This window comes from Flavobacterium sp. TSSA_36 (assembly GCF_051547165.1).
In the GTDB taxonomy this organism is placed as follows: domain Bacteria; phylum Bacteroidota; class Bacteroidia; order Flavobacteriales; family Flavobacteriaceae; genus Flavobacterium.
This window is the reverse complement of the sequence record NZ_JBPTTP010000001.1, coordinates 349,658-370,271: the sequence shown is the minus strand read 5'-3', so window position 1 is coordinate 370,271 and position 20,614 is coordinate 349,658. Positions and strand designations below refer to the sequence as shown.

General features: G+C 34.8%; 17 protein-coding genes and 1 tRNA gene. 12 read left to right on the top strand and 6 right to left on the bottom strand.

The window, feature by feature from the left end; translation table 11 throughout:
• The first annotated feature begins 78 nt into the window (after nt 1-78).
• The 4 genes from ACSVH7_RS01670 to ACSVH7_RS01655 all read left to right on the top strand — a co-directional run bounded on the left by ACSVH7_RS01670 (nt 79) and on the right by ACSVH7_RS01655 (nt 3,209).
• Complete coding sequence (locus ACSVH7_RS01670) at nt 79-846, top strand: TatD family hydrolase (protein WP_438064957.1); 768 nt, start codon at nt 79-81, stop codon at nt 844-846.
• 65 nt (nt 847-911) lie between these two features.
• The gene (locus ACSVH7_RS01665) at nt 912-2,048 is read left to right on the top strand and encodes a 1-acyl-sn-glycerol-3-phosphate acyltransferase (RefSeq protein WP_438064956.1); all 1,137 of its coding nucleotides are present in this window, start codon (nt 912-914) and stop codon (nt 2,046-2,048) included.
• Complete coding sequence (locus tag ACSVH7_RS01660; protein ID WP_438064955.1) at nt 2,038-3,066, top strand: asparaginase; 1,029 nt, start codon at nt 2,038-2,040, stop codon at nt 3,064-3,066. Before ACSVH7_RS01665 ends, ACSVH7_RS01660 begins: the two co-directional genes overlap by 11 nt.
• Nucleotides 3,067-3,122: 56 nt before the next feature.
• Nucleotides 3,123-3,209, top strand: a tRNA-Ser gene (locus ACSVH7_RS01655).
• 246 nt (nt 3,210-3,455) lie between these two features.
• On the opposite strand, the gene ACSVH7_RS01650 is transcribed toward ACSVH7_RS01655, so the two are convergent.
• The 4 genes from ACSVH7_RS01650 to ACSVH7_RS01635 form a co-directional block, all read right to left on the bottom strand.
• Nucleotides 3,456-4,550: a Fic family protein gene (locus ACSVH7_RS01650; RefSeq protein WP_438064954.1), complete on the bottom strand. Its 1,095-nt coding sequence runs from the start codon at nt 4,548-4,550 to the stop codon at nt 3,456-3,458.
• Between the two features lie 117 nt (nt 4,551-4,667).
• Nucleotides 4,668-6,539, bottom strand: coding sequence for an SIR2 family NAD-dependent protein deacylase (locus ACSVH7_RS01645; RefSeq protein WP_438064953.1), 1,872 nt, complete (start codon nt 6,537-6,539; stop codon nt 4,668-4,670).
• A complete protein-coding gene (locus ACSVH7_RS01640; RefSeq protein ID WP_438064952.1) occupies nt 6,540-9,692 on the bottom strand; it encodes a type ISP restriction/modification enzyme in 3,153 nt (1,050 codons plus the stop codon).
• A 179-nt stretch (nt 9,693-9,871) separates the two neighbouring features.
• Nucleotides 9,872-10,219, bottom strand: a complete 348-nt coding sequence (locus ACSVH7_RS01635; RefSeq protein ID WP_438064951.1) for a hypothetical protein — start codon at nt 10,217-10,219, stop codon at nt 9,872-9,874.
• A gap of 348 nt (nt 10,220-10,567) precedes the next feature.
• Between ACSVH7_RS01635 and ACSVH7_RS01630 the strand changes: the two genes are divergently transcribed.
• From ACSVH7_RS01630 to ACSVH7_RS01610, 5 genes are all read left to right on the top strand, one after another.
• Nucleotides 10,568-10,795, top strand: a complete 228-nt coding sequence (locus ACSVH7_RS01630; RefSeq protein ID WP_438064950.1) for a type II toxin-antitoxin system Y4mF family antitoxin — start codon at nt 10,568-10,570, stop codon at nt 10,793-10,795.
• Nucleotides 10,792-11,124 (top strand): HipA N-terminal domain-containing protein, encoded by a 333-nt coding sequence (locus ACSVH7_RS01625; protein ID WP_438064949.1) that lies wholly within the window; start codon nt 10,792-10,794, stop codon nt 11,122-11,124. The genes ACSVH7_RS01630 and ACSVH7_RS01625 overlap by 4 nt, the downstream gene beginning before the upstream one ends.
• Nucleotides 11,117-12,073, top strand: coding sequence for a HipA domain-containing protein (locus ACSVH7_RS01620; RefSeq protein ID WP_438064948.1), 957 nt, complete (start codon nt 11,117-11,119; stop codon nt 12,071-12,073). Before ACSVH7_RS01625 ends, ACSVH7_RS01620 begins: the two co-directional genes overlap by 8 nt.
• A 329-nt stretch (nt 12,074-12,402) precedes the next feature.
• Nucleotides 12,403-13,353 carry a TIGR01212 family radical SAM protein gene (locus tag ACSVH7_RS01615; RefSeq protein WP_438064947.1) on the top strand — a complete coding sequence of 317 codons (951 nt, stop codon included), beginning with the start codon at nt 12,403-12,405 and terminating at the stop codon, nt 13,351-13,353.
• Nucleotides 13,354-13,680: 327 nt separating this feature from the next.
• On the top strand, nt 13,681-14,379 hold the full coding sequence (locus tag ACSVH7_RS01610) for a porin family protein (RefSeq protein ID WP_438064946.1): 699 nt from the start codon (nt 13,681-13,683) through the stop codon (nt 14,377-14,379).
• A gap of 266 nt (nt 14,380-14,645) precedes the next feature.
• Here the strand turns inward: ACSVH7_RS01610 and ACSVH7_RS01605 are convergent, their stop codons facing one another.
• Nucleotides 14,646-15,251, bottom strand: a complete 606-nt coding sequence (locus ACSVH7_RS01605) for a hypothetical protein (RefSeq protein WP_438064945.1) — start codon at nt 15,249-15,251, stop codon at nt 14,646-14,648.
• Nucleotides 15,252-15,397: 146 nt separating this feature from the next.
• On the opposite strand from ACSVH7_RS01605, the gene ACSVH7_RS01600 reads away from it, so the two are divergent.
• From ACSVH7_RS01600 to ACSVH7_RS01590, 3 genes are all read left to right on the top strand, one after another.
• Entirely contained in the window at nt 15,398-17,839 is a 2,442-nt protein-coding gene (locus ACSVH7_RS01600) for a bifunctional UDP-N-acetylmuramoyl-tripeptide:D-alanyl-D-alanine ligase/alanine racemase (RefSeq protein WP_438064944.1), read from the top strand.
• Between the two features lie 67 nt (nt 17,840-17,906).
• Complete coding sequence (gene mscL, locus ACSVH7_RS01595; protein WP_438064943.1) at nt 17,907-18,284, top strand: large conductance mechanosensitive channel protein MscL; 378 nt, start codon at nt 17,907-17,909, stop codon at nt 18,282-18,284.
• A gap of 190 nt (nt 18,285-18,474) precedes the next feature.
• Nucleotides 18,475-19,464 (top strand): aspartate-semialdehyde dehydrogenase, encoded by a 990-nt coding sequence (locus ACSVH7_RS01590; protein WP_438064942.1) that lies wholly within the window; start codon nt 18,475-18,477, stop codon nt 19,462-19,464.
• 52 nt (nt 19,465-19,516) lie between these two features.
• Here ACSVH7_RS01590 and ACSVH7_RS01585 read toward each other — a convergent pair whose 3' ends face one another.
• Nucleotides 19,517-20,440: a hypothetical protein gene (locus ACSVH7_RS01585; RefSeq protein WP_438064941.1), complete on the bottom strand. Its 924-nt coding sequence runs from the start codon at nt 20,438-20,440 to the stop codon at nt 19,517-19,519.
• Between the last annotated feature and the right edge of the window lie 174 nt (nt 20,441-20,614).

The window sequence follows — 20,614 nt, the reverse complement described above, 5'->3', positions numbered from 1 at the left end:
AGTGCCTTTTCAAAAGTAGCCTAAAAATTTTAAAACTACTAGTTCAAAACGCTAACTTTGTAGCGCAAAAAAAATACCATGATACTTACCGATACGCATACCCATTTGTACTCCGAAGAATTTGATCAAGACCGTGGCGAAATGATACAACGTGCCATAAATGCTGGAGTTTCTCGATTTTTTATTCCAGCTATCGACTCGACTTGTACGCAGGCGATGTATGATTTGGAACAAGATTTTCCGGAAAATGTTTTTTTGATGATGGGCTTGCATCCTACTTATGTGAAAGACAATTATGAAGCGGAATTAGCACACGTAGCCTCCGAATTAACTAAGAGAAAGTTCTATGCCATTGGCGAAATAGGTATCGATTTGTATTGGGACAAAACGCATCTAAAGGAACAACAACTTGCTTTTAGGCAACAGATTCAGTGGGCAAAGAAGTACAAATTGCCGATTGTGATTCACTGTCGTGAGGCTTTTGATGAAATTTTCGAAATTCTAGAAGAAGAGAAAAGCCCTGAATTGTTTGGAATTTTTCACTGTTTTTCGGGTACCTATGAGCAAGCGCTTTTGGCCATTTCTTATAATATGTTGTTAGGAATTGGCGGGGTAGTAACATTTAAAAATGGTAAAATCGATCAGTTTTTAGATCGCATTGATTTGCAACACCTCGTACTCGAAACGGATTCGCCTTATTTGGCACCGATTCCCTTTCGTGGCAAGCGAAATGAGAGTGGTTATGTACTTAACATTGCCGCAAAATTAGCCGAAATTTATGGTAAAAGTATCGCTGAAATTGCAGCTATTACTACTGAGAATTCTAAACGTGTTTTTGGGATTTAAGCCAAATTGTACCCATTGTTTGCCTTTTTTTTCGTTCTTTTGTCCCCATTAAAAATGAAAATCCAATGCAAAAATTTGATGCCATAAGGCCTTTTTATGATTCTGAAGTAAATGAAGCTTTATCAGACGTGATGCAACATCCTATGATGAAGGCGTTAATGAATTTTTCATTCCCGGAGGTTGAAGATGAAGTTTGGAAGGAACAACTCAAAAAAACGCATTCTATTCGTGATTTTCAATGCAATTTTATTTATCAATCCGTCGGTAAAATTTTAGAAAAAAGTTCGGATGGATTGACTACTTCTGGTTTTGAACATTTAGAAAAAAACACGGCATACTTGTTTGTTTCGAATCATCGCGATATTCTTTTAGACACGACATTGCTTAATGCTACTTTATTTGAACATGGATTAGTCATGACCGCATCGGCAATTGGAGATAATTTGGTAAAGAAGTCTTTCTTGAAGATATTAGCCAAATTAAATCGTAATTTCTTGGTGCTTCGTGGACTCTCTCCAAGAGAAATGTTGCAAAGTTCTAAGTTGCTTTCGGAATATATTGGGCAATTGTTGTTGCATGAAAACCGATCCGTTTGGATTGCACAACGCGAAGGAAGAACCAAAGATGGCAATGATGCGACTAATCCTGGTGTACTCAAAATGCTAGGAATGGGTTCAGATGAAAAGAATATAATGGATTATTTTAAGAAAATAAAAATCGTACCGGTTTCAATTTCTTATGAATACGATCCTACCGATGTTTTGAAAATGCCACAATTGATAGCAGAAGCAAATAATGAAATTTATATTAAAGAAAAAAACGAAGATTTTCAAAATATTCTGAGCGGTGTTTTGGGGCAAAAGAAGCGCATTCACATTCATGTGGGAAAAGTAATTACTGAAGAAATTGATGCCATTGTTGCCCAGGAAAGTAACGCAAACAAACAAGTTTTGGCCTTAGCACAGGCCATTGATGACGCCATATTAGCCAACTACAAATTATGGCCCACTAATTTCATAGCCTATGATTTGTTGCATAATACGAATCAATATGCTCATTTGTATACCGAAAACGAGAAATCATTGTTTGAACGCCGTTTAGAAATGCGAATTGATCATGATAATCCTCAAATTTTGGAAGGCTTTTTATCAATGTATGCTAATCCGGTGGTGAATAAATTGAACTATACTGATGTCTTCTAGTACAAAAATATTGCTGATTTATACCGGCGGTACCATCGGTATGCAAAAGGATTTTGAGACCGGAGCCTTAAAAGCATTCAATTTTTCCAAATTATTGCAACGTGTTCCTGAGCTAAAGTTGTTAGACTGTACCATTGAAACTATTTCTTTTGACAATCCTATTGATTCATCTAACATTAGTCCAGAAAGTTGGGTAGCCATTGCCGAGGTAATCGAGAATAAGTATGATTTTTTTGATGGTTTTGTAGTATTACATGGCTCAGATACGATGTCGTATTCTGCATCAGCCTTGAGTTTTATGCTAGAGAACTTAACCAAACCGGTTATTTTTACGGGTTCACAATTGCCCATCGGAGATCTAAGAACCGATGCTAAAGAAAACTTGATAACCGCCATTCAAATTGCTTCTTTGCAAGAAAATGGGCAGCCAATTATAACCGAAGTAGGCTTGTATTTTGAATACAAATTGTATCGAGGCAATCGCACTACCAAAATTAGTGCCGAGCATTTTAATGCGTTTACTTCTCCTAATTATCCTTTTTTGATCGAATCAGGGGTGCATCTTAAAGTAAATCAGGAGCTTCTTTTACCGTTTCCAGAAAAAAAGGCGCTATGTGTACATAAAACCTTTGACAATAATGTTATGATTGTAAAAATGTTTCCAGGTATTAATCAAAAGATAATCAAAACATTACTGGAGGTTCCCGGATTGAGAGGGGTAGTGTTGGAAACTTTTGGTTCAGGGAATGCCCCCACTGAAAGTTGGTTTATTGAATTGCTTCAAAAAACGATTCAAAACGGAATTCACATCATTAATGTGACGCAATGTTCCGGTGGAAGCGTGGATATGGGGAAGTATGAAACGAGTTCCCAACTCAAACAAATTGGGGTGATTTCTGGAAAAGACTGTACCACAGAGGCTGCCATTACTAAGTTAATGCATTTGTTGGGTAAAAAATGTAAAGCTTCAGATTTTAAAAATCTTTTCGAAACATCCATTCGAGGGGAAATGGGATAATTATTACTTTTTCCTTTTCTAACTCATTTTTTTTTAAGTTATTTGCAAACTCAAATAGAGAGGTGTCCGAGTGGTTGAAGGAGCTAGCCTGGAAAGCTAGTATATGGGTAACTGTATCGAGGGTTCGAATCCCTTCCTCTCTGCGATATCAATTGATTTTCAGTGTGTTATGTGTTTTTCACCCAGTTTCACACCCAGAAAGCAATATTTGATAGAAGTTTTTAAATAAAAAACCAACTGCTTCAGTTGGTTTTTTTGTGTTTTAATGGGATAGTAGTAGCTAGTTAAATAAGTTACATTTTATCACTTTGTTTAACATGACTATTGTAACGTGTTAACTTTTTCCTTTTCTTTTAACATGACAAGACAAACGTGTCAACAAAATTGAATTATTTGAACTTGAGTTTTTGTGGCGCATTTTGTAAAAATTCATAAAGTGCAGTATTAATGTAAAAGTTTTCTTTGCCTATTTTATGTAAAGTAATCAGTTTTAATGCGATTAATTGATCCAAGTATTTTGAGGCTGTTTGTCTGGTAATACCTAAGTCTTCAACAATGAAATCGATTTTTGTGTAGGGATGTTTAAACAAATTATTAATCAAATCTTGAGAATAAATTTTGGGTAAGTTTATACGAATTTCTTTTTTATACTCCATCATTAGTTTTTTTATCCCTCGAATAATTGCTGTTGTTTGAATAGAGGTTTGTTCAACTGCTTCAAGCATAAAAAGAATCCAAGGTTCCCAATCTTGAGTTATCCTAGTTTCTTGTAATAGATGATAATAATTAGCTTTGTTTTGATTAATATATCTACTTAGATATAGAATGGGTAAATGTAATAGATCTTCTTTTACAAGGTATAGAATGTTGATTATTCTGCCCGTGCGACCATTTCCATCGTAGAAAGGATGAATGCTTTCGAATTGATGGTGTATGATAGCCATTTTAATTAATGGGTCTAAATCGGTTAATTCATCATCATTAATAAAAATTTCCAAATTACGCATCAAGTTTACTATTTCTTCATGGACTTGTGGTGGTGTATAAACAACTTCACCCGTTTGACCATTTTTTAATTCCGTCCCTGGAAGTTTTCTAAAACCTGATTTTGTTTCTTCTAAAATTCCTTGAATTTCAATGATTTGATTACTAGTTAATATTTTTTTTTCACGAACCGACTTGAATCCCTCCTTTAAAGCGGATGCATAATTAAAAACTTCTTTTGCTGCTGTACTTGCAAATTGTTGTGCAATACTGTCACTTGAAAATAATTCATCATGTGTAGTTATGATGTTTTCAATTGCAGAACTATCTTTTGCTTCCTGTAATGACAAAGTATTTAATACAATAACTTCATTAGGGATTGTCTCGGCAACTCCATTAAGTTCAGCAAGAGCTCGATGTGCTAAGGCTAGCTTTTTTAGGACTACTTTAGTTTCTACATCTTGTTCAAAAGGTAATAAAGGAAGTCTAAATTGGCTCATTGTATAGATATGTGTAATTTAAAGGTTTAGCACGATTTGTATTATTTCTTCAAAATTAATTTTTTTAACCTTTTTACATTGAAATAAAAAAATATTTTGCAAAGTCAACGTGTTAAATTAATTGTCTTTCTCGTTACTAAATTGAATTTGCGCTGAATTTGATTTACTTTTTAAACTTACTTTATTTGTTTTATTGTTTTTTAAATCTTCTGCATTTTCGATAAATGCATCTTCAATGATTTGTTGCATATAACCTATTTCAAAATCAAATCCATGTAAATTATATGTTGATTTATTATTCTCAGAAACCATAAAAACCCCTTGGTCTTTACAAATTTCTAATAGATTTTCAATTTCTGCTTCATTTTCATTTTTAAAAGTAAAACCTAAAAAATCAATCTTTAGAGTCTTTTTTTCAATATATGAAAGTATCTTATCAATTACCTTTTCATTTATTTCAGCCCAAATTATATTAGTAAATTTTACTAGAAAATGTTGCTCAATTTTCTTCAATTTTTGAAAATAATTTAATAAGAAGTGAGCATCCAATGCATCCTCTTCAAGTGGTATTTTGTAGCTGTAAGTGTAAAACAAGGTGTTATCTTTAAATAATGTAAAAGATTTATTATGCGTCATTCTAGTAATTATATTGTAAAAATTCAAGCCGTTTTTTACAGATGTAATTTGTTCATTAGGGCTGATATTAACGTTTAATTTCGTGTTATTACTTTTGTTATTAAACTCCATCTCTACAATAACAACAAAGTCAAGTAATACAATTTTTAAATGCCACTCATCTTCTTTTGGATTTATTATGAAGATATCAATTTTATAATTCTCTAACTCAAACCCATCTTCAAATTCTATATCAAATAAACCTTGAATATTTGGTACTTTTTTGACCCATACTTTAGAAACGTTATCTTTTAACATTCTAAATCCGTCCATAAAAAGACTCCAGTCTTTAATATATTCACCTTCTATCAGAACATCATCAAAATTTTTACCTCTCAATGAATCCAACATTTTTTTACTATCGCTTTTGGTGGTATCTAAATTAAACTTGACTTCATTTTTCACAAAACCTTTTAGTGAAGTGAAGCTATGTATTTTCAGGCTTTCTTGATGTTTACTAAGGTGAATTTTAATTTGATTTAATGAGCCAAAATTAAATGCAATGTCAGCAGTTCCTTCACCCTTATATAAACCAGGAAAATAATTTAATTTTAAATCTTCAAAAATATCTTTAATGAGATCCTCTCCTGTGCTTTCAATAAAATTAATTCCTTTTCGGTCTAAAAATCTCTTTTTGGTTTGACTAATTGATGGAGCTACAAAAAATAATTCTTTTCTGTTTTCGCCTATTTCACTCAATATTTTCTCAAACATTACCATTACATTATTATCTTCAAGCGAATAACCTATAAACAAAATATTATTAGAAGCTAGTCGATCTTTAATAGCAGTCCAGAAAACAGTTTCATCTTTATTTTCAATAAAAAATTTATTATAGTCTGATTTTGTTAAGATTATATTTGTTGTATCCGATAAGTCGCCATGTATTTTAAATAGTTGTTGCTTTTTTGAATTAGCAATAGGGTAATCAGAGCTTCTCCGAATTACTTGTAAATTTTTATTTGTGTCTTCAAAAAGAGTATCATAATTGGTAGTAATAATGGTTTTAATCTGGGGAATTTTAGCCAATAATTGATGTGTCTCTTTTGAACTTGGTTCTATTTCAAAACACTCTTTTAATTTTGTAATCAAGTAGTTTTTATTGCCATTTCTAATGTTAAATATATCTTCACTAACTTGCAATAAATCAGAAGATAGTTCAATTTCATTTTGTTGGCTAATGGGTAGGTTTTTATGCAATATTTTTGCTAATTCCTTTCCTGATGGAAATCCCGCATACAATGACATTCCCGCACCAGCAAAAAGAATCATTTCTTCCTTTCGAATTAACTCAAAAACACTTTCTTTTTCCATCTATATCTCAATCGTATCAATTTCTTTCATAATTCTATCGGTCTCAAATAATGCTACAATAATCTTTTGGTAATGCAAAATATCCTCGTAACTCAATTCTCGTTCCTTGCGGTCTTTGAGCCATTTTTGAGCGGGTTGGTAACCACCTATGTAAAAGTTCCAAGCCACTTCGGGAACGTTCTCAAAATATTGGGTTTCGTTGATGTAAACACGCCCCATTGGTTCGATGGTGTCATTATGCGTTATAGTGTTTTCGTCCATTAGAAAGTTGCGTTGTTCGTACTTTGGTTTGGTTACAATATTGTCTCCATCTTCGGGATATTGGGTAATGTAATCCTCAACAACTGGACTCTCTAGTAAATGGATTTGACGTAACTGACTGCCTAAATCGACCAAATCAATAAATTGACGTGGATTTTTTGGATACGGCACTCTTGGAAAATCAATTTTTAAAAACTCCTTGTACTTCTCTCTGTAACTTGGCGAATGCAAAACCGCATAGATATAATCCAATAAATCGATTGGGGCGAACGTTTTATTCCCCTCTTGAGAGGGGTTAGGGGTGTGTTCTTTTTCTGAAACAAACGCAATGCCCAATCCCTCCTCAATTTGTTTAACAATTTCAGGGTTGAGGTTGGGGGTTCTTTCCGTGTTACCGTTTAATGTTTGTTGGGCGGTGGTTTCGGGGTAAATATACAGTTGAAAATGATATGAACCTGTTGAGCTCTCAGCAGTTTTCATTTCTGATAAAGTATTTGAAATAAAAAAATGATTAATTTCTTTATTTTTAGTTTGTCTTCCTATCAATAATGAAAAATTTTTTGAGAAAGAATGTTTGATTTGCTCTTGTCTGTGTCGTTCAACTAAATTCGTATCATAATAAATAATTCTATTATCGAATGGTCGATATATTAAAGATTTACATTTAGAGTATGTAAATGTATTTGTTACTTTTTGTTTAGTAATTAAATAATTTTCGATTTGATTTTTTAATTCTATTTCATTAAAACCAATTACCACAGAATCTCGATGTGTTTTTATACCAGCAGCTTTTTTTTCAAAAAAATCATTAATTGAAAAACCACTATTGTAATTAGATTCTCCTTTAAAATCTTTATTAGTAAAAAAATAATTTGGTTTTTTAATTTCTAAATCATTCCAATTAAATGATTTTAAGTTATTTGCAGTTAGTAAATCATATTTAAAGTCACGTTTCCCTTGTAAATCAAAATGAAAAACTTTACCCAATTCGTTTTTATTTTTCTTACCAGTTTTCACGAATAAGTTGATGGAAACACCTTGCATAATATCAAACACATTTTGGTCAGGTGAACCATCAGAACAAACTTCTTTTTTCTTAGCGTTACCGTGTAAATCAAGAATATAAATTTTATCGAAACTCTCCAATAAATGTTTCCGCATTTGTCTATGCGTAATCCCATCAATAAAACTATTGTTTGAAATATAAGCCAAAACTCCGCTTCCATTTTTGTCTATAAAATATTGTCCAAAGCGAATAAATTTCACATAATCATCTGATAAAGAATTATAGCTTTTTTCATTTAGGTCTTTTTTATAATCTGCTGTTAAACTCTCAATCCAAGGACTTTTATTGGTACTGCTCACAGCATACGGAGGATTTCCAATAACAACCATAACGGGTGCATCCCGCTTTATGGCGTTGGCTTGGTCGGCTTCGTCAGAGAGCCACGAACTAAAAAGGGTTTGGGTGTCGGGATGGGCTTCTTCTAAACTGTTGGTTAGGAAAATGCGAAAACGTTGGTCGTCGGTGGGTTTATAGCCTGTTTCGGTTAGGAGCATATCCATTTTGAGGTGTGCCATAGCATAACTCGCCATTAGCAACTCAAAACCATTCAAGCGTGGGATTAAATCTTTGGTTACATACTTGCTCCAAATGCCTTGCTGTCCTTCAAATTTTTTGTGTATGTGTTTGACTACTTCAGCCAAAAATGTTCCTGTTCCCGTTGCTGGGTCTAAAATTTGTACTTTGTGAACTTCGACTTCGGTTTCTACTTCTACAATTTTAGATTTAGCACCTACACCAGTTTGCGTAACGGCTTTTTTCTTGATTTTAATTTTGCTTGTATCAGCTAAACCTTGTGGTAAATTGAACTCTGTTTTTAAAATATCATCTACAGCACGCACTATAAAATTTACTACAGGTTGTGGCGTGTACCAAACTCCGCGAGCTTTACGTAAGGCGGGATTGTATTCTCCTAGAAAGGTTTCGTAAAAATGCACCACGGGATCTTCTTGCTTGGTACTTTTCCCGAAGTTCTTCATAATATCCTCGACATCACTGGCCAAGAAAATAGAAATTAATTCATCTACTATCCAAACCAAGCGCGTATCTAAGTCGTAACCTGCTATATCTTGAAATAATTTTCGTAAAAACGGATTACTTTTAGGTATAAGCGTGGCAGCTTCTTCTCGTGAAAAATTTTCTAATGTTGGGTCGTGATAACGAGCGGCAAACATTCCGTAAGCGATGGTTTGTGCATAAATATCAGCGAAAGCCTTATTATCGATATCATGAATTAGCATTTGCTGAAACGACAACATTTGCGATTTTAGTTGCGAACGGTTGTTGTGTTCATCATCATTGATTAAAGATTTTTCAATAACATCGGCCATTAACTTTGCTTTACCCGCCATCATCTGCGCCAGTTTTGTGGGGCTTTTGATGGTTTGCGAAATGGTTTCGGCAAAGTTTTTAATTAGGTTTTTAAACTGGTCGAAGTTTTCGGGTTTAGCAATTATGCTTCCATTTTCTAAAGAAGCAATTTCAATTTTAATAACAAATTCACCATCTTTGTAAAAATGGAAATCCATGTAATCTGTAAATATCAAATTACTTAAACCCGCTTTGTATCGCTCAAACTGTTCCTTTAGTTTTTTATCTTTTAGATCTACACCAATATCTTTAGCTTCTACATACCCAACAGGAATGTCTTTGCGTGTCAATACATAATCAGGTGCGCCACAAGCCACTCTAGCGGGCTCATTTGTAACTAAAACATCTGGCAAAATAGCCATTAAAAGATTCTGTAAATCCCCACGGTAGGAGTGTTCTCGTGCGTTTCCTGTTTGAAATAGAGTATTTATTTTAGTAATGTATTGTTCAATGGTCATGTAGTGAATTTTTCTTGTTTGATTTTTTACATACAGTGAACGCTTTAATAACAGTTTTAAAATCGTGGTATTTTAAATGCTGTTATCAATTTTTTTAGGTACTGATATGTAATGATGCTTTACTATAGCGTTTGAAGGCTAAATGTAAGAAATTCGGAGTTGAATTTCATAATATCTTATCAACAAAAGAGAAATTGTGGTACAAACACAAAACGGGAGTAGGTTTTAATTAGGTTTATGTTTTTGGTTTGTTCTGATTGTTTTTTTATTTTAAGTTCAGCCAGTTTTTCTTTAAAATCTTTTCCCAATGGATGTTGTTCTACAAAAACGTTGTACTTATTCTTCATTTCAAGATTAAGTTCTTTGGTTATAAAGTCAGAAAAAATTTTGCTTTGAAGCAATAAAGCTTCTTTGTTTTTAATTACTGCTTGAGATCTTTGAAGTAATAAAAGTGCTCCATGCTCTTTTTGTACTTTGTATTCTAAGGAATTAAGATGTCTTTTTTCGTATTTTATCCCTCGCTGCATATTTAAAGCTTCGGCAAAGAAATCTTGAATATTAGAGAGATCTTCCTCTCTGCTGATTTAAATGTCAAAAGGGTTCAAAACCTCGAAAACCATAGTGTTTTCGAGGTTTTTTCTTTTTATAGCCTTCTAAAATATGCATTCTTTATCAAATGTCAAGGAGTTAAATCGAGACCCTCGGAATCTACAGAAAATTGGGTCTCGCTAAATTGTAAAGTAGGATACTTTTTGATATAAATGGCAAAAAATGACTCAAATGGCATCTATTACTATCTTTGTATATTTACAAGCTATATGCTTTTACATATAATTTAGTATATTTGTTTATAATCAATGCAAAAGCATATAATCATGAACACACTGGCTAATTTTGTAAAAGAGAAAAGAAACGAAGTAAAACTAACTCAGGAAGCCTTTGCCGAGCGCGCTGGAGTGGCACTAACTGTGATTCGAAAAATAGAACAGGGTAAAGAAAACTTGAATTTGGAAAAAGTGAATCAAGTACTCAAAATGTTTGGACATACCTTAGCACCAGTTAACGCAAGAGAATTATCAAAAAATGAAGCACAAGGATCATGAGAAAAGCGGCCATATATTACAAAGAATACCTAGCCGGAATACTCACTGAAACCGACGAAGGGGAATACACCTTTCAATATGAGGGAAGGTACATACAAGATCATCCAAAAGAATGCCTCTCTCTAACAATGCCTGTCAGCGTCAAAATGTATAGTGAAAAACGATTGTTCCCATTTTTTGAAGGACTAATACCTGAAGGATGGCTATTAGATATTGCTTCTAAAAGCTGGAAAATCAATCCAAACGATCGCATGGGACTACTGCTGGCTTGTTGCCAAAATTGTATCGGAGCGGTTAGTGTACAACCCATACCAATCGAAAATGAGTAAGAAATGTTTATATTGTTACCAGTCACTAAGCGATACTACCGTTGGCGATTTTCACGAGCAGTGCAGTGTCTATTTTTTTGGTACCGAGCAACAACCGATCTTTGAACACTCGCTAAAACAAATGGCGGAGCTGGCCAAAAATGTAGTGGAGAGAAGTGTGGCCGTTCCGGGAGTGCAACCCAAATTATCCTTGTCCATTGTAAGCGACACCATAGATGATGGCAGTAAAGGCCGACTAACCGTAGTAGGTGCTTTGGGGGGAAATTACATTTTCAAACCGCCCTCAGACCACTTTTCCGAAATGCCCGAAAACGAACATGTAACCATGCGCATCGCCGAAGCTTTTGGCATCAACACGGTGAAATCAAGTTTGATTCGATTGCAATCAGGCGAACTGTCCTATATCACTAAGCGCATCGACAGGACCGATACAGGAGAGAAAATCCACATGCTCGATATGTTCCAAATCACAGAAGCTTTCGATAAATACAAAAGCTCGATGGAAAAAATTGGCAAAGCATTACACGAGTATTCTGATAACACCCTGCTCGACAAAGTGTACTTTCTAGAATTGGGCATTTTCAGTTTCCTAACCGGAAACAACGACATGCATTTGAAAAACTTTTCCATGATCTATTCCAATGATACTTGGACACTTGCGCCTGCCTACGATTTATTAAATGTAGCCATTGTCAACCCAGACGACACCGAAGAGTTAGTCCTAACCTTAGAAGGTAAAAAGAAAAAACTCAAATGGGAACATTTTGAAAGATTGGGAATTGGCTTAGGACTAAACCAAAAGCAATTGAAAAGCTTAGCCAAACGCTTCCAAAAAAACAAACCTATAGCCATAAAATGGATTGATCATTCCTTTCTGTCTCATGAGTACAAAGAAAAATACAAAACAGTGTTAGAGGAAAGGTACCGCATCTTGTTTCAAGAAGAATAACCAAATACTTTTTTTATAAATTTATACTTCGATAAAAAGTTAAGAGCAGTTATAAGTAAGTCAAAGCCCAATCAAAGCTATAGATAGAGTATGAAAACAGAGAGCAAGAGGTTATGCATCTACCCAAAACACATACAACGCATCACCGGCAAAAGTTACCGACAAAGCATCCCGAGTATTGCAAAAAATTCGTGTAGACCTCAACAAGAATGATAATGAGGTAGTCAGCATAAGTGAATTTTGCACTTGAAATTTTCAAAGGCGTTATTTAGCAATACTTTACAAGTTCCTTTTAGTCCATTTTGTAGAAGAAGCTGTATTTTTGCAAAATGAAGGCAATAGTTTCTAATGAGAGAAAAGGCTATAACAATTATGGCACTTTTTTAAAAGATAAGTACAACGGACAGAAGGTATACAAAATCATAGTAGATGCGGGTTTTAGCTGCCCTAACCGAGATGGAAGTAAAGGATTTGGCGGGTGTACCTATTGTAATACCGATTCTTTTACGCCTGAACTCTCTAGAAAACTGCCAAGCCTAACACAGCAAGTACTTCAAGGTATCGAAAGAGCCCAAAAATCCTATAAAGCAGAACGGTTTATTGTGTATTTTCAACCCAATACTAATACTTATGGTTCCGTTGCGTATTTAAAAAAATGTTATGATGAAGCGTTGGCTGCTGCGCCTGATTTAATCGTTGGACTTTCAGTGGGGACACGTCCTGATTGTTTGGATCCTGAAACAATCGCTTTGCTAGAATCCTATTGCGATCGATTAAATGTAGATGTTGAAATGGGGATGGAGTCTATGTACGACGCTACTTTGCAGCAGATTAATCGAGGTTGTTCTCATCAAGAATTTCTTCAAGCGGTCGAATGGTTTGCCGATAGTCCTATTGATTTGTGTATTCATACTGTATTTGGTTTCCCTGGTGAAACTGTCGAAATGATGTTACAATACATTCATGAAATGAATCAATTTCCACAAATAAAATTCGTTAAGTTCCATCATTTACATATTGTCGAGGGCTCCATTCTTGGGGTGCACTATAAACGAAATCCTTTTCCGCTATTCACTTTGGAAGAATACACAGATTTATTGTGTCAATTGATACCATTGTTACGTCCCGATATTGTTATTCAACGCTTGTTTGGAATTTCAGATTGGGATTTGCTCATTGCACCACATTGGGGACTTAAGAAAACATTAATTCAAAATTTTATGGACAAAGAAATCAGCAGACGGGCTATTGTTCAGGGGGCGCTTTATTCCTTAGTGTAACGTCGCGTTTCCTTTTTTGGTCATCCGTCCAATTGCAATTTCAAAATAGTATATTTGTACAGGATTAACCCGTTGGGTGAAATTAAAAAGTAGACTCAGCCGCATGTCAATGCCTAAATGTAGGCTAGTGCCATGGAGTAATAGCAAATGCACATAGAAAAAACATAAATAGTACTATTTCTCACAATTGAGGAGTTATTTGAATTGTAAAATGTCTATTTGTTTCTTTATAAAAGTGTACTTTCAATTCATCTATGTGGTCAAAAATAATTTCACCCAACGCGTTGAATTCCTCTTTTTTTTCGAGATCAATCTTATCATTTTGCTATGCGTACTATTTTATTGCTTTTTTTTCTTTTGGTTGAGACCTGCATATTGGCTCAAGAGGTTTCTTTTGACCCGCAAAGACCAAAAATCAAAATAGATTCCTTGTACCGTGAGGATCAGTTTTATCTAGGCGTGACCTATAATAATTTGATTGCCGCTCCCAAAGGCTATTCTGATGATAAAATTGCTGCCGGTTTTACAGCGGGTTTCTTAAGAGATATGCCATTGAATAAAAATCGGACTGTTGCAGTGGCTTCAGGTCTTGGTTTGACACATAATAACTACAATCATAATTTTGGAATTTCGGGTAGTAATAAAAATCCGGGATACAGTTTTTTAGAAGGTGGAAATTACAGTAAAAACAAATTTTCAACTTTAACTCTTGATTTGCCTATCGAGCTCAGATGGCGTACTTCAACTTTTGAGAGCACTCAATTTTGGAGAATTTATGCTGGTTTTAAGTTGAGTTATTTGTTGACTGATCGTAGTTTGTATCAAGCAAATGCTACGAAATTGATTATTAGGAACAATGCAGATTTAAATCGGTTGCTTTATGGAGTGCATCTAGCGGCGGGTTACAATACTTTTAATGTTTACTTCCAATATGGATTGAATTCTTTGTTCAAGAAAGGACAAATAGGAGCAGAAAAAATTCAATTTCAAAATCTTAATATTGGAGTCCTTTTTTATATTTTATGACCTGTACCCATAAAAATTTTTAAGACTATCCGTGACTAGTACCATTTCACAGAATAAATTAGTTGTTGAATGTTTTTCACAAATATAATCCTTTCTGATCTTTGCGTCTTCGCGACTTTGCGAGCCCAATTTCACGCAAAGGCGCAGAGACGCAAAGTATATTGTCATTATTTAGACTGTTGGTATGAGTTACGGACAGTCATAAAAATTTTAATTTTTTAGCATAAAATTTCTAATGTTAACTGTAACAGATAGGACGGACTATTTTATGCCCAAAGAAACAATAACCCTAATTGTGGGATAGTACCTGCTAATAATCCAATGATCAGTTCCTTAGGAGTGTGCGCCTTCATTACCAATCTTGAAGAAGCGATAACACCGTTTAAGAAGATAAAAACAGGAAACACAACAGAAAAATACTCAGAATGTTGTAGTTGTAATCCTAAGATAAATATAGTGAGTGAACTAAAAGCGAGTAGGTGAATACTAGCTTTAATTTTGACAAATAGCAAGAGTAACGCAATTAAAGTGCTTAATAAAGCGGCCAAAAAGAAAAAATGCAATTCTAAATAGCGTTCAATAGTAAGACTTCTTTTGATCAAAAGAATCATAATGAAAGATTGTAAAACCAAAGGAATTTTGCGCTGCTCTACGGCTGTCGCCATTACGGAATCTATCTGATTTAATGCTTTTAATAAAAAGAAAATAAGTATAGGAATTACGATGGTCAAAACAAGAATTTGTAGCAGAACAATGCCTATTTCTTTGCTTTCAAATGCTGTTGAAGTATAATAAAAATAAAATAATGTAGCCATCAGCGGTATAAATATCGGATGGAATACATAAGAAAAGAAAGGAAGTATTTTTTTCAAAGTCAAGCGTTTTTAGGCCCATGTAATGGTTTGCAATTTACAATTGTTTTAGGGTATTCCAATCAAAATTCCTTCTAGTTAAATAAAATATAAATTCCTGCGATTCGCTCGCCTTTTAGTATTTTTACTTTCAAATTAAGTACCTAATGAATCTTTCAATTGCTACCATTGCCCAACAAATTAATGCTTCTTTCGAAGGTGATGCCTCATCCATTATAGAGGCTATTTCTATTGATAGCCGTTCCCTGCAAAATAGCACAAACACCTTGTTTTTCGCTTTAATTGGTCCTAATAATGATGCACATTTGTATCTAAATGATGTGATGAAACAGGGGGTTACACATTTTGTAGTACAGTATATTCCCAAAGATTGTCATCATAATGTAAATTTTTTAGTAGTTGAGCATGTTTTAACTGCGCTACAAAAATTAGCAGCTTACCATCGACGTTTGTTTCATTTTCCCGTAATCGGTCTTACAGGAAGCAACGGTAAAACTATTGTGAAGGAGTGGCTAAATTTTTTGCTTAGCCCTGATTATACAATCATTCGTAGTCCGAAAAGTTATAATTCTCAGGTAGGTGTACCCTTATCTGTGATGGGCATCGCGAAGCAACATAATTTAGGAATTTTTGAGGCCGGAATTTCTACCATCCATGAAATGTCGAATTTAGAACAAATCATTCGGCCTACTCTCGGGATTTTGACGAATATCGGTTCGGCTCATGATGAAGGATTTACTTCAATTGGGGAAAAAATAAAGGAAAAACTCCTGCTTTTTAAGAATTGTGAACTCCTGATTTATGCTAAAAATAAAACTATTGAAGCGTTTTTAAATCCCTCTTTGAAAACCTTTTCTTGGAGTTTTAAAGATCGTTCTGCAGATGTTTTCATTCAAAAAACAAGTATTCTAGACAAAACCAAACTTCATATACAATTACATTCCTACGCTTTTACGGTAACTATCCCTTTTCAAGATGATGCCTCCATCGAAAATGCCATTCATTGTTTGATGGTGTTGCTTCACTTAGGGTATGACAGGGAAACCATTGAGTATCGTATGCTTTTGTTGTATCCTGTTGAAATGCGTCTAAAGATTAAGGACGGAATTAATAGTACTACAATTATAGATGATAGTTATAGTTCCGATTTTCAGTCGTTAAAAATCGCGCTTGATTTTCTAGAAAGCCAAAAACAATACAAGAAAAAAACGGTCATCTTATCAGATATTTTTCAAAGTGGTTTGAGTGATGAAGAATTGTATTCCAAAGTATCACAACTCATTATTTCCAATAAAATCAATCGAGTTATCGGAATTGGTGCTACTATAACCGCCTTTAAGCACAAGTTTGTTAATTGCATTACTTATGAGACCACGTCAGCGTTTTTGGCACACTTAGACAGTGATTTTTTTAGAAACGAGACTATTTTAATTAAAGGCGCCAGAAGTTTTCATTTCGAAGATATTGTAGCTACTCTTGAAGAAAAAACACATGAAACAGTGTTAGAGATTAATCTAAATGCGATTAGTCATAACCTGAATTTTTTTCGATCCAAATTGCAGCCTTCCACTAAAATGATGGTGATGGTCAAAGCTTTTGGCTACGGAAATGGGGGATTTGAAATTGCGAAATTACTAGAACACCATCAAGTAGATTATTTGGGAGTGGCTTTCGCCGATGAAGGAATTGCGCTAAAAGCAGCAGGAATTCGATTGCCAATCATGGTACTGAATCCTGAGTCTACTAGTTTTTCCGCCATTATTCAATACCAACTCGAGCCAGAAATTTATAGTCTCAAAGGCTTGCGCTCTTTTTTAAAAATAGCAGAGCAAAAAAAATTACATCAATTTCCGATTCACATCAAGATAGATACGGGCATGCATCGTTTAGGTTTTGAACAAGAAAGTATCGAAGAATTGATTGTAATTCTCAGGGCTACTACTCGTGTGAAGGTAAAAAGTATTTTATCCCATTTGGCCACAAGTGATGATCTACATCATAGCGCTTTTGTTGAATCACAAATCGATTTGTTCGAAAAGCTCTCTTCAGTATTGATCAAGGAGTTGTGCATTACCCCGATTCGTCATATTTTGAATACTTCTGGAATCAGTAATTTTGCGCATGCACAATTCGATATGGTTCGGTTAGGCATTGGTTTGTATGGCGTTTCTAACGATGCCGATGAGCAAAAAAAATTAGAGAATGTAAGTACGCTGAAATCGGTAATCTCACAAATCCGAACAATTCCTGCAGGCGATTCTGTAGGTTATGGACGTCGATTTATGGCAGAAAAAAAGACCAAAATCGCAACAATCCCCATTGGTTATGCCGATGGAATTGCCCGTCTTTGGGGAAATGGAGTAGGCTACGTTTCGATACATCACCAAAAAGCCATAATTCTAGGAAGTGTATGCATGGACATGCTAATGGTGGATGTAACAGACATTGTGTGCCAAGAAGGAGATCCAGTGATCATTTTTGGCGAAAGCCCGACCGTAAGCGAAATGGCCGAGAAATTACACACCATTCCGTATGAAATTTTGACGAGTATTTCCCAGCGTGTCAAGCGTGTGTTTTACAGAGAATAATTTCTTTCCACTCGTTTCAAAAAAATATTTATATTTATATTCTATTTAATCAACAAAAACTATAGATATGGGAATGATCACAGAATTTAAGGATTTTATTGCCAAAGGAAACGCAATGGATTTAGCCGTTGGAGTTATAATTGGCGGCGCTTTTGGTGCAATTGTTAACTCATTGGTTGCCGACGTAATCACGCCAGCCTTACTAAATCCTGCTTTGAAAGCCGCTCAAGTAGAGGATTTAGCTGGATTAAAAACTGACGGTGGTATCTTGTATGGTAAATTTCTAGCAGCCATCATCAGTTTCTTAGTAATTGCTTTTGTGATTTTTTTGATGGTTAAAGCAATCAATGGTATGAAGAAAAAAGAAGAAGCAGCGCCAACTGCTCCGGCAGGCCCTACTCAAGAAGAATTGTTGACTCAAATTAGAGATTTATTAAAGAAATAATACCGCTACACTAGTGTCTAACTTAACCGTTTCTTTAATTTAGAAGCGGTTTTTTTTGTTAAAATTAGAAGATTAAAAATTGAATTGTTGTATTTGTAACAATTTGTTAATATTTGTCGTTGTTGTTGATTTGTTTTAAAGAATTCTTACATTTGTGCCTCATTAAAATAGTCATAATAAAACAGATACAATGAGAATAGCAGTAGTAGGCGCTACCGGAATGGTAGGCGAAATCATGTTGAAAGTACTAGCAGAGCGTAATTTTCCAGTGACCGAGTTGATTCCGGTAGCTTCAGAAAAATCTGTGGGCAAAGAGATTGAATTCAACGGCAAAAAGTATAAAGTGGTAGGATTGCAAACCGCTGTAGATTTAAAAGCAGATATTGCTTTGTTTTCTGCTGGTGGAGGAACTTCTTTGGAATGGGCTCCAAAATTTGCAGCAGCAGGTACTACTGTAATCGATAATTCTTCTGCTTGGAGAATGGACCCAACCAAAAAATTAGTGGTTCCAGAAATCAATGCCAACCAATTGACTAAAGAAGACAAAATCATTGCAAATCCAAACTGTTCAACCATCCAGATGGTATTAGCTTTGGCGCCTTTACATCAAAAATACAACATCAAGCGTGTCATTGTTTCTACCTATCAGTCCATCACAGGTACGGGGGTTAAAGCAGTACAGCAATTTGAAAATGAAGTAGCCGGAATTGAAGGTGAAATGGTATACAAATACAAAATCAATCGCAATTGTATTCCGCAATGTGATAGTTTTGAGGACAACGGATACACCAAAGAAGAAATGAAATTAGTCAACGAAACCAAAAAAATCTTAAGCGATGATACCATTAGAGTTACTGCAACTGCAGTGCGCGTGCCAGTAGTTGGTGGTCATAGTGAAGCGGTGAATGTTGAATTTACAAATGATTTTGATGTTTCAGAAGTTCGCAACATTTTACACCATACAGATGGCGTGGTAGTTCAAGATAATTTAGACACCTTCACCTATCCAATGCCTCGTTATGCTGAAGGGAAAAATGACGTTTTTGTAGGTAGAATTCGTCGTGACGAAAGCCAAGCGAATACTTTGAATATGTGGATTGTAGCTGATAACTTAAGAAAAGGAGCTGCTACAAACACGATACAAATTGCAGAATATTTAATCAAAGCAGCTTTGGTTTAGGAATAAAATAGCATGTTAAAAACAACGCCTCGAGATATCGAGGCGTTGTTTTTTATTCGTATAAGAGTTTAGCGGCATCTTGACTTGTGCTAACAGGGTCGTGATAAGCATTACTCACTTCTCTAAATTTCCAGTGAAAAGGTAAGCCAAGTTGTTGCGCCATGGCTTTCCCATTGTTGAAAAAATACAAAGCGCGGTCTATTCGATTAAGACCTTGAGCATCAGCTGAGGCATTATGTCTGAATCCTGCACTTTGGTCACTTTGGCTCGAATTACAAACGTTGCATGGACTTCCTACTTGTACAGTGAGTTTTGAAGCAAAAAAACGAGCATAGTTTGACGTCGGTATCGGGGCATTTTTTAATCCGTAGGGAAAGTCCGCTTCGGGATCAGCCACTGTAAACCATCCTCCGTTGGAGCTGATGATTTGGTTGATACTCAAATTCGATTTTAGTAACACTAAACGATGTGCAAATTGTCCTCCGCCAGAATGGCCGTAAATATCATATTTTGATTGCGTGCTATGGGTTCTTTTTTTGATTTCGGAAAATAAAGGTTCAATATAAGAAAAGGTCCATTGGGATTCCGGATTCAATTCGTCAGGTTTAGGTTTGTTCGTGTCTTTGTAAACATTACCCATAATATAAAAATTACCACCAGGAAAATCCTTTTCAGAAAATTCAGGAGCAAAAACCATCACTTGGTATTTTTCAGCATAATTTATCCATAAATTTCTATAATAACTGGCATCACGACTATCTCCATGGAACACCATTAGGATTTTACAGGTTGCTTTGTTCGAATTTGAAGGATAATAGTAGTGAACCGGTATGGGTTTAGAAGGAATTTCAGCATATGTAAAGTTAAACGAGCCCGATTCCCCTTTAGCTTCATTGGTGCTGTGGTCCGAACCACCTGAGGAGCACGAAAACAAAAGGATAGTGACGCTGTACAATAAAAAAAATAGTTTTTTCATGCTGTTTTTTTACAAAAATACTGATAGACAGCGGAATATTTGGTGAAACAGCGTTAAAGAATTTCTAAATTTTCATTTTTTTAATGACATTGGAAATGAACGATGCTTTCGACCAACAATTTACTGACGGTATCGCTTCCTTACAGATATTCGCTTATTTTTGTAGCATTAAAT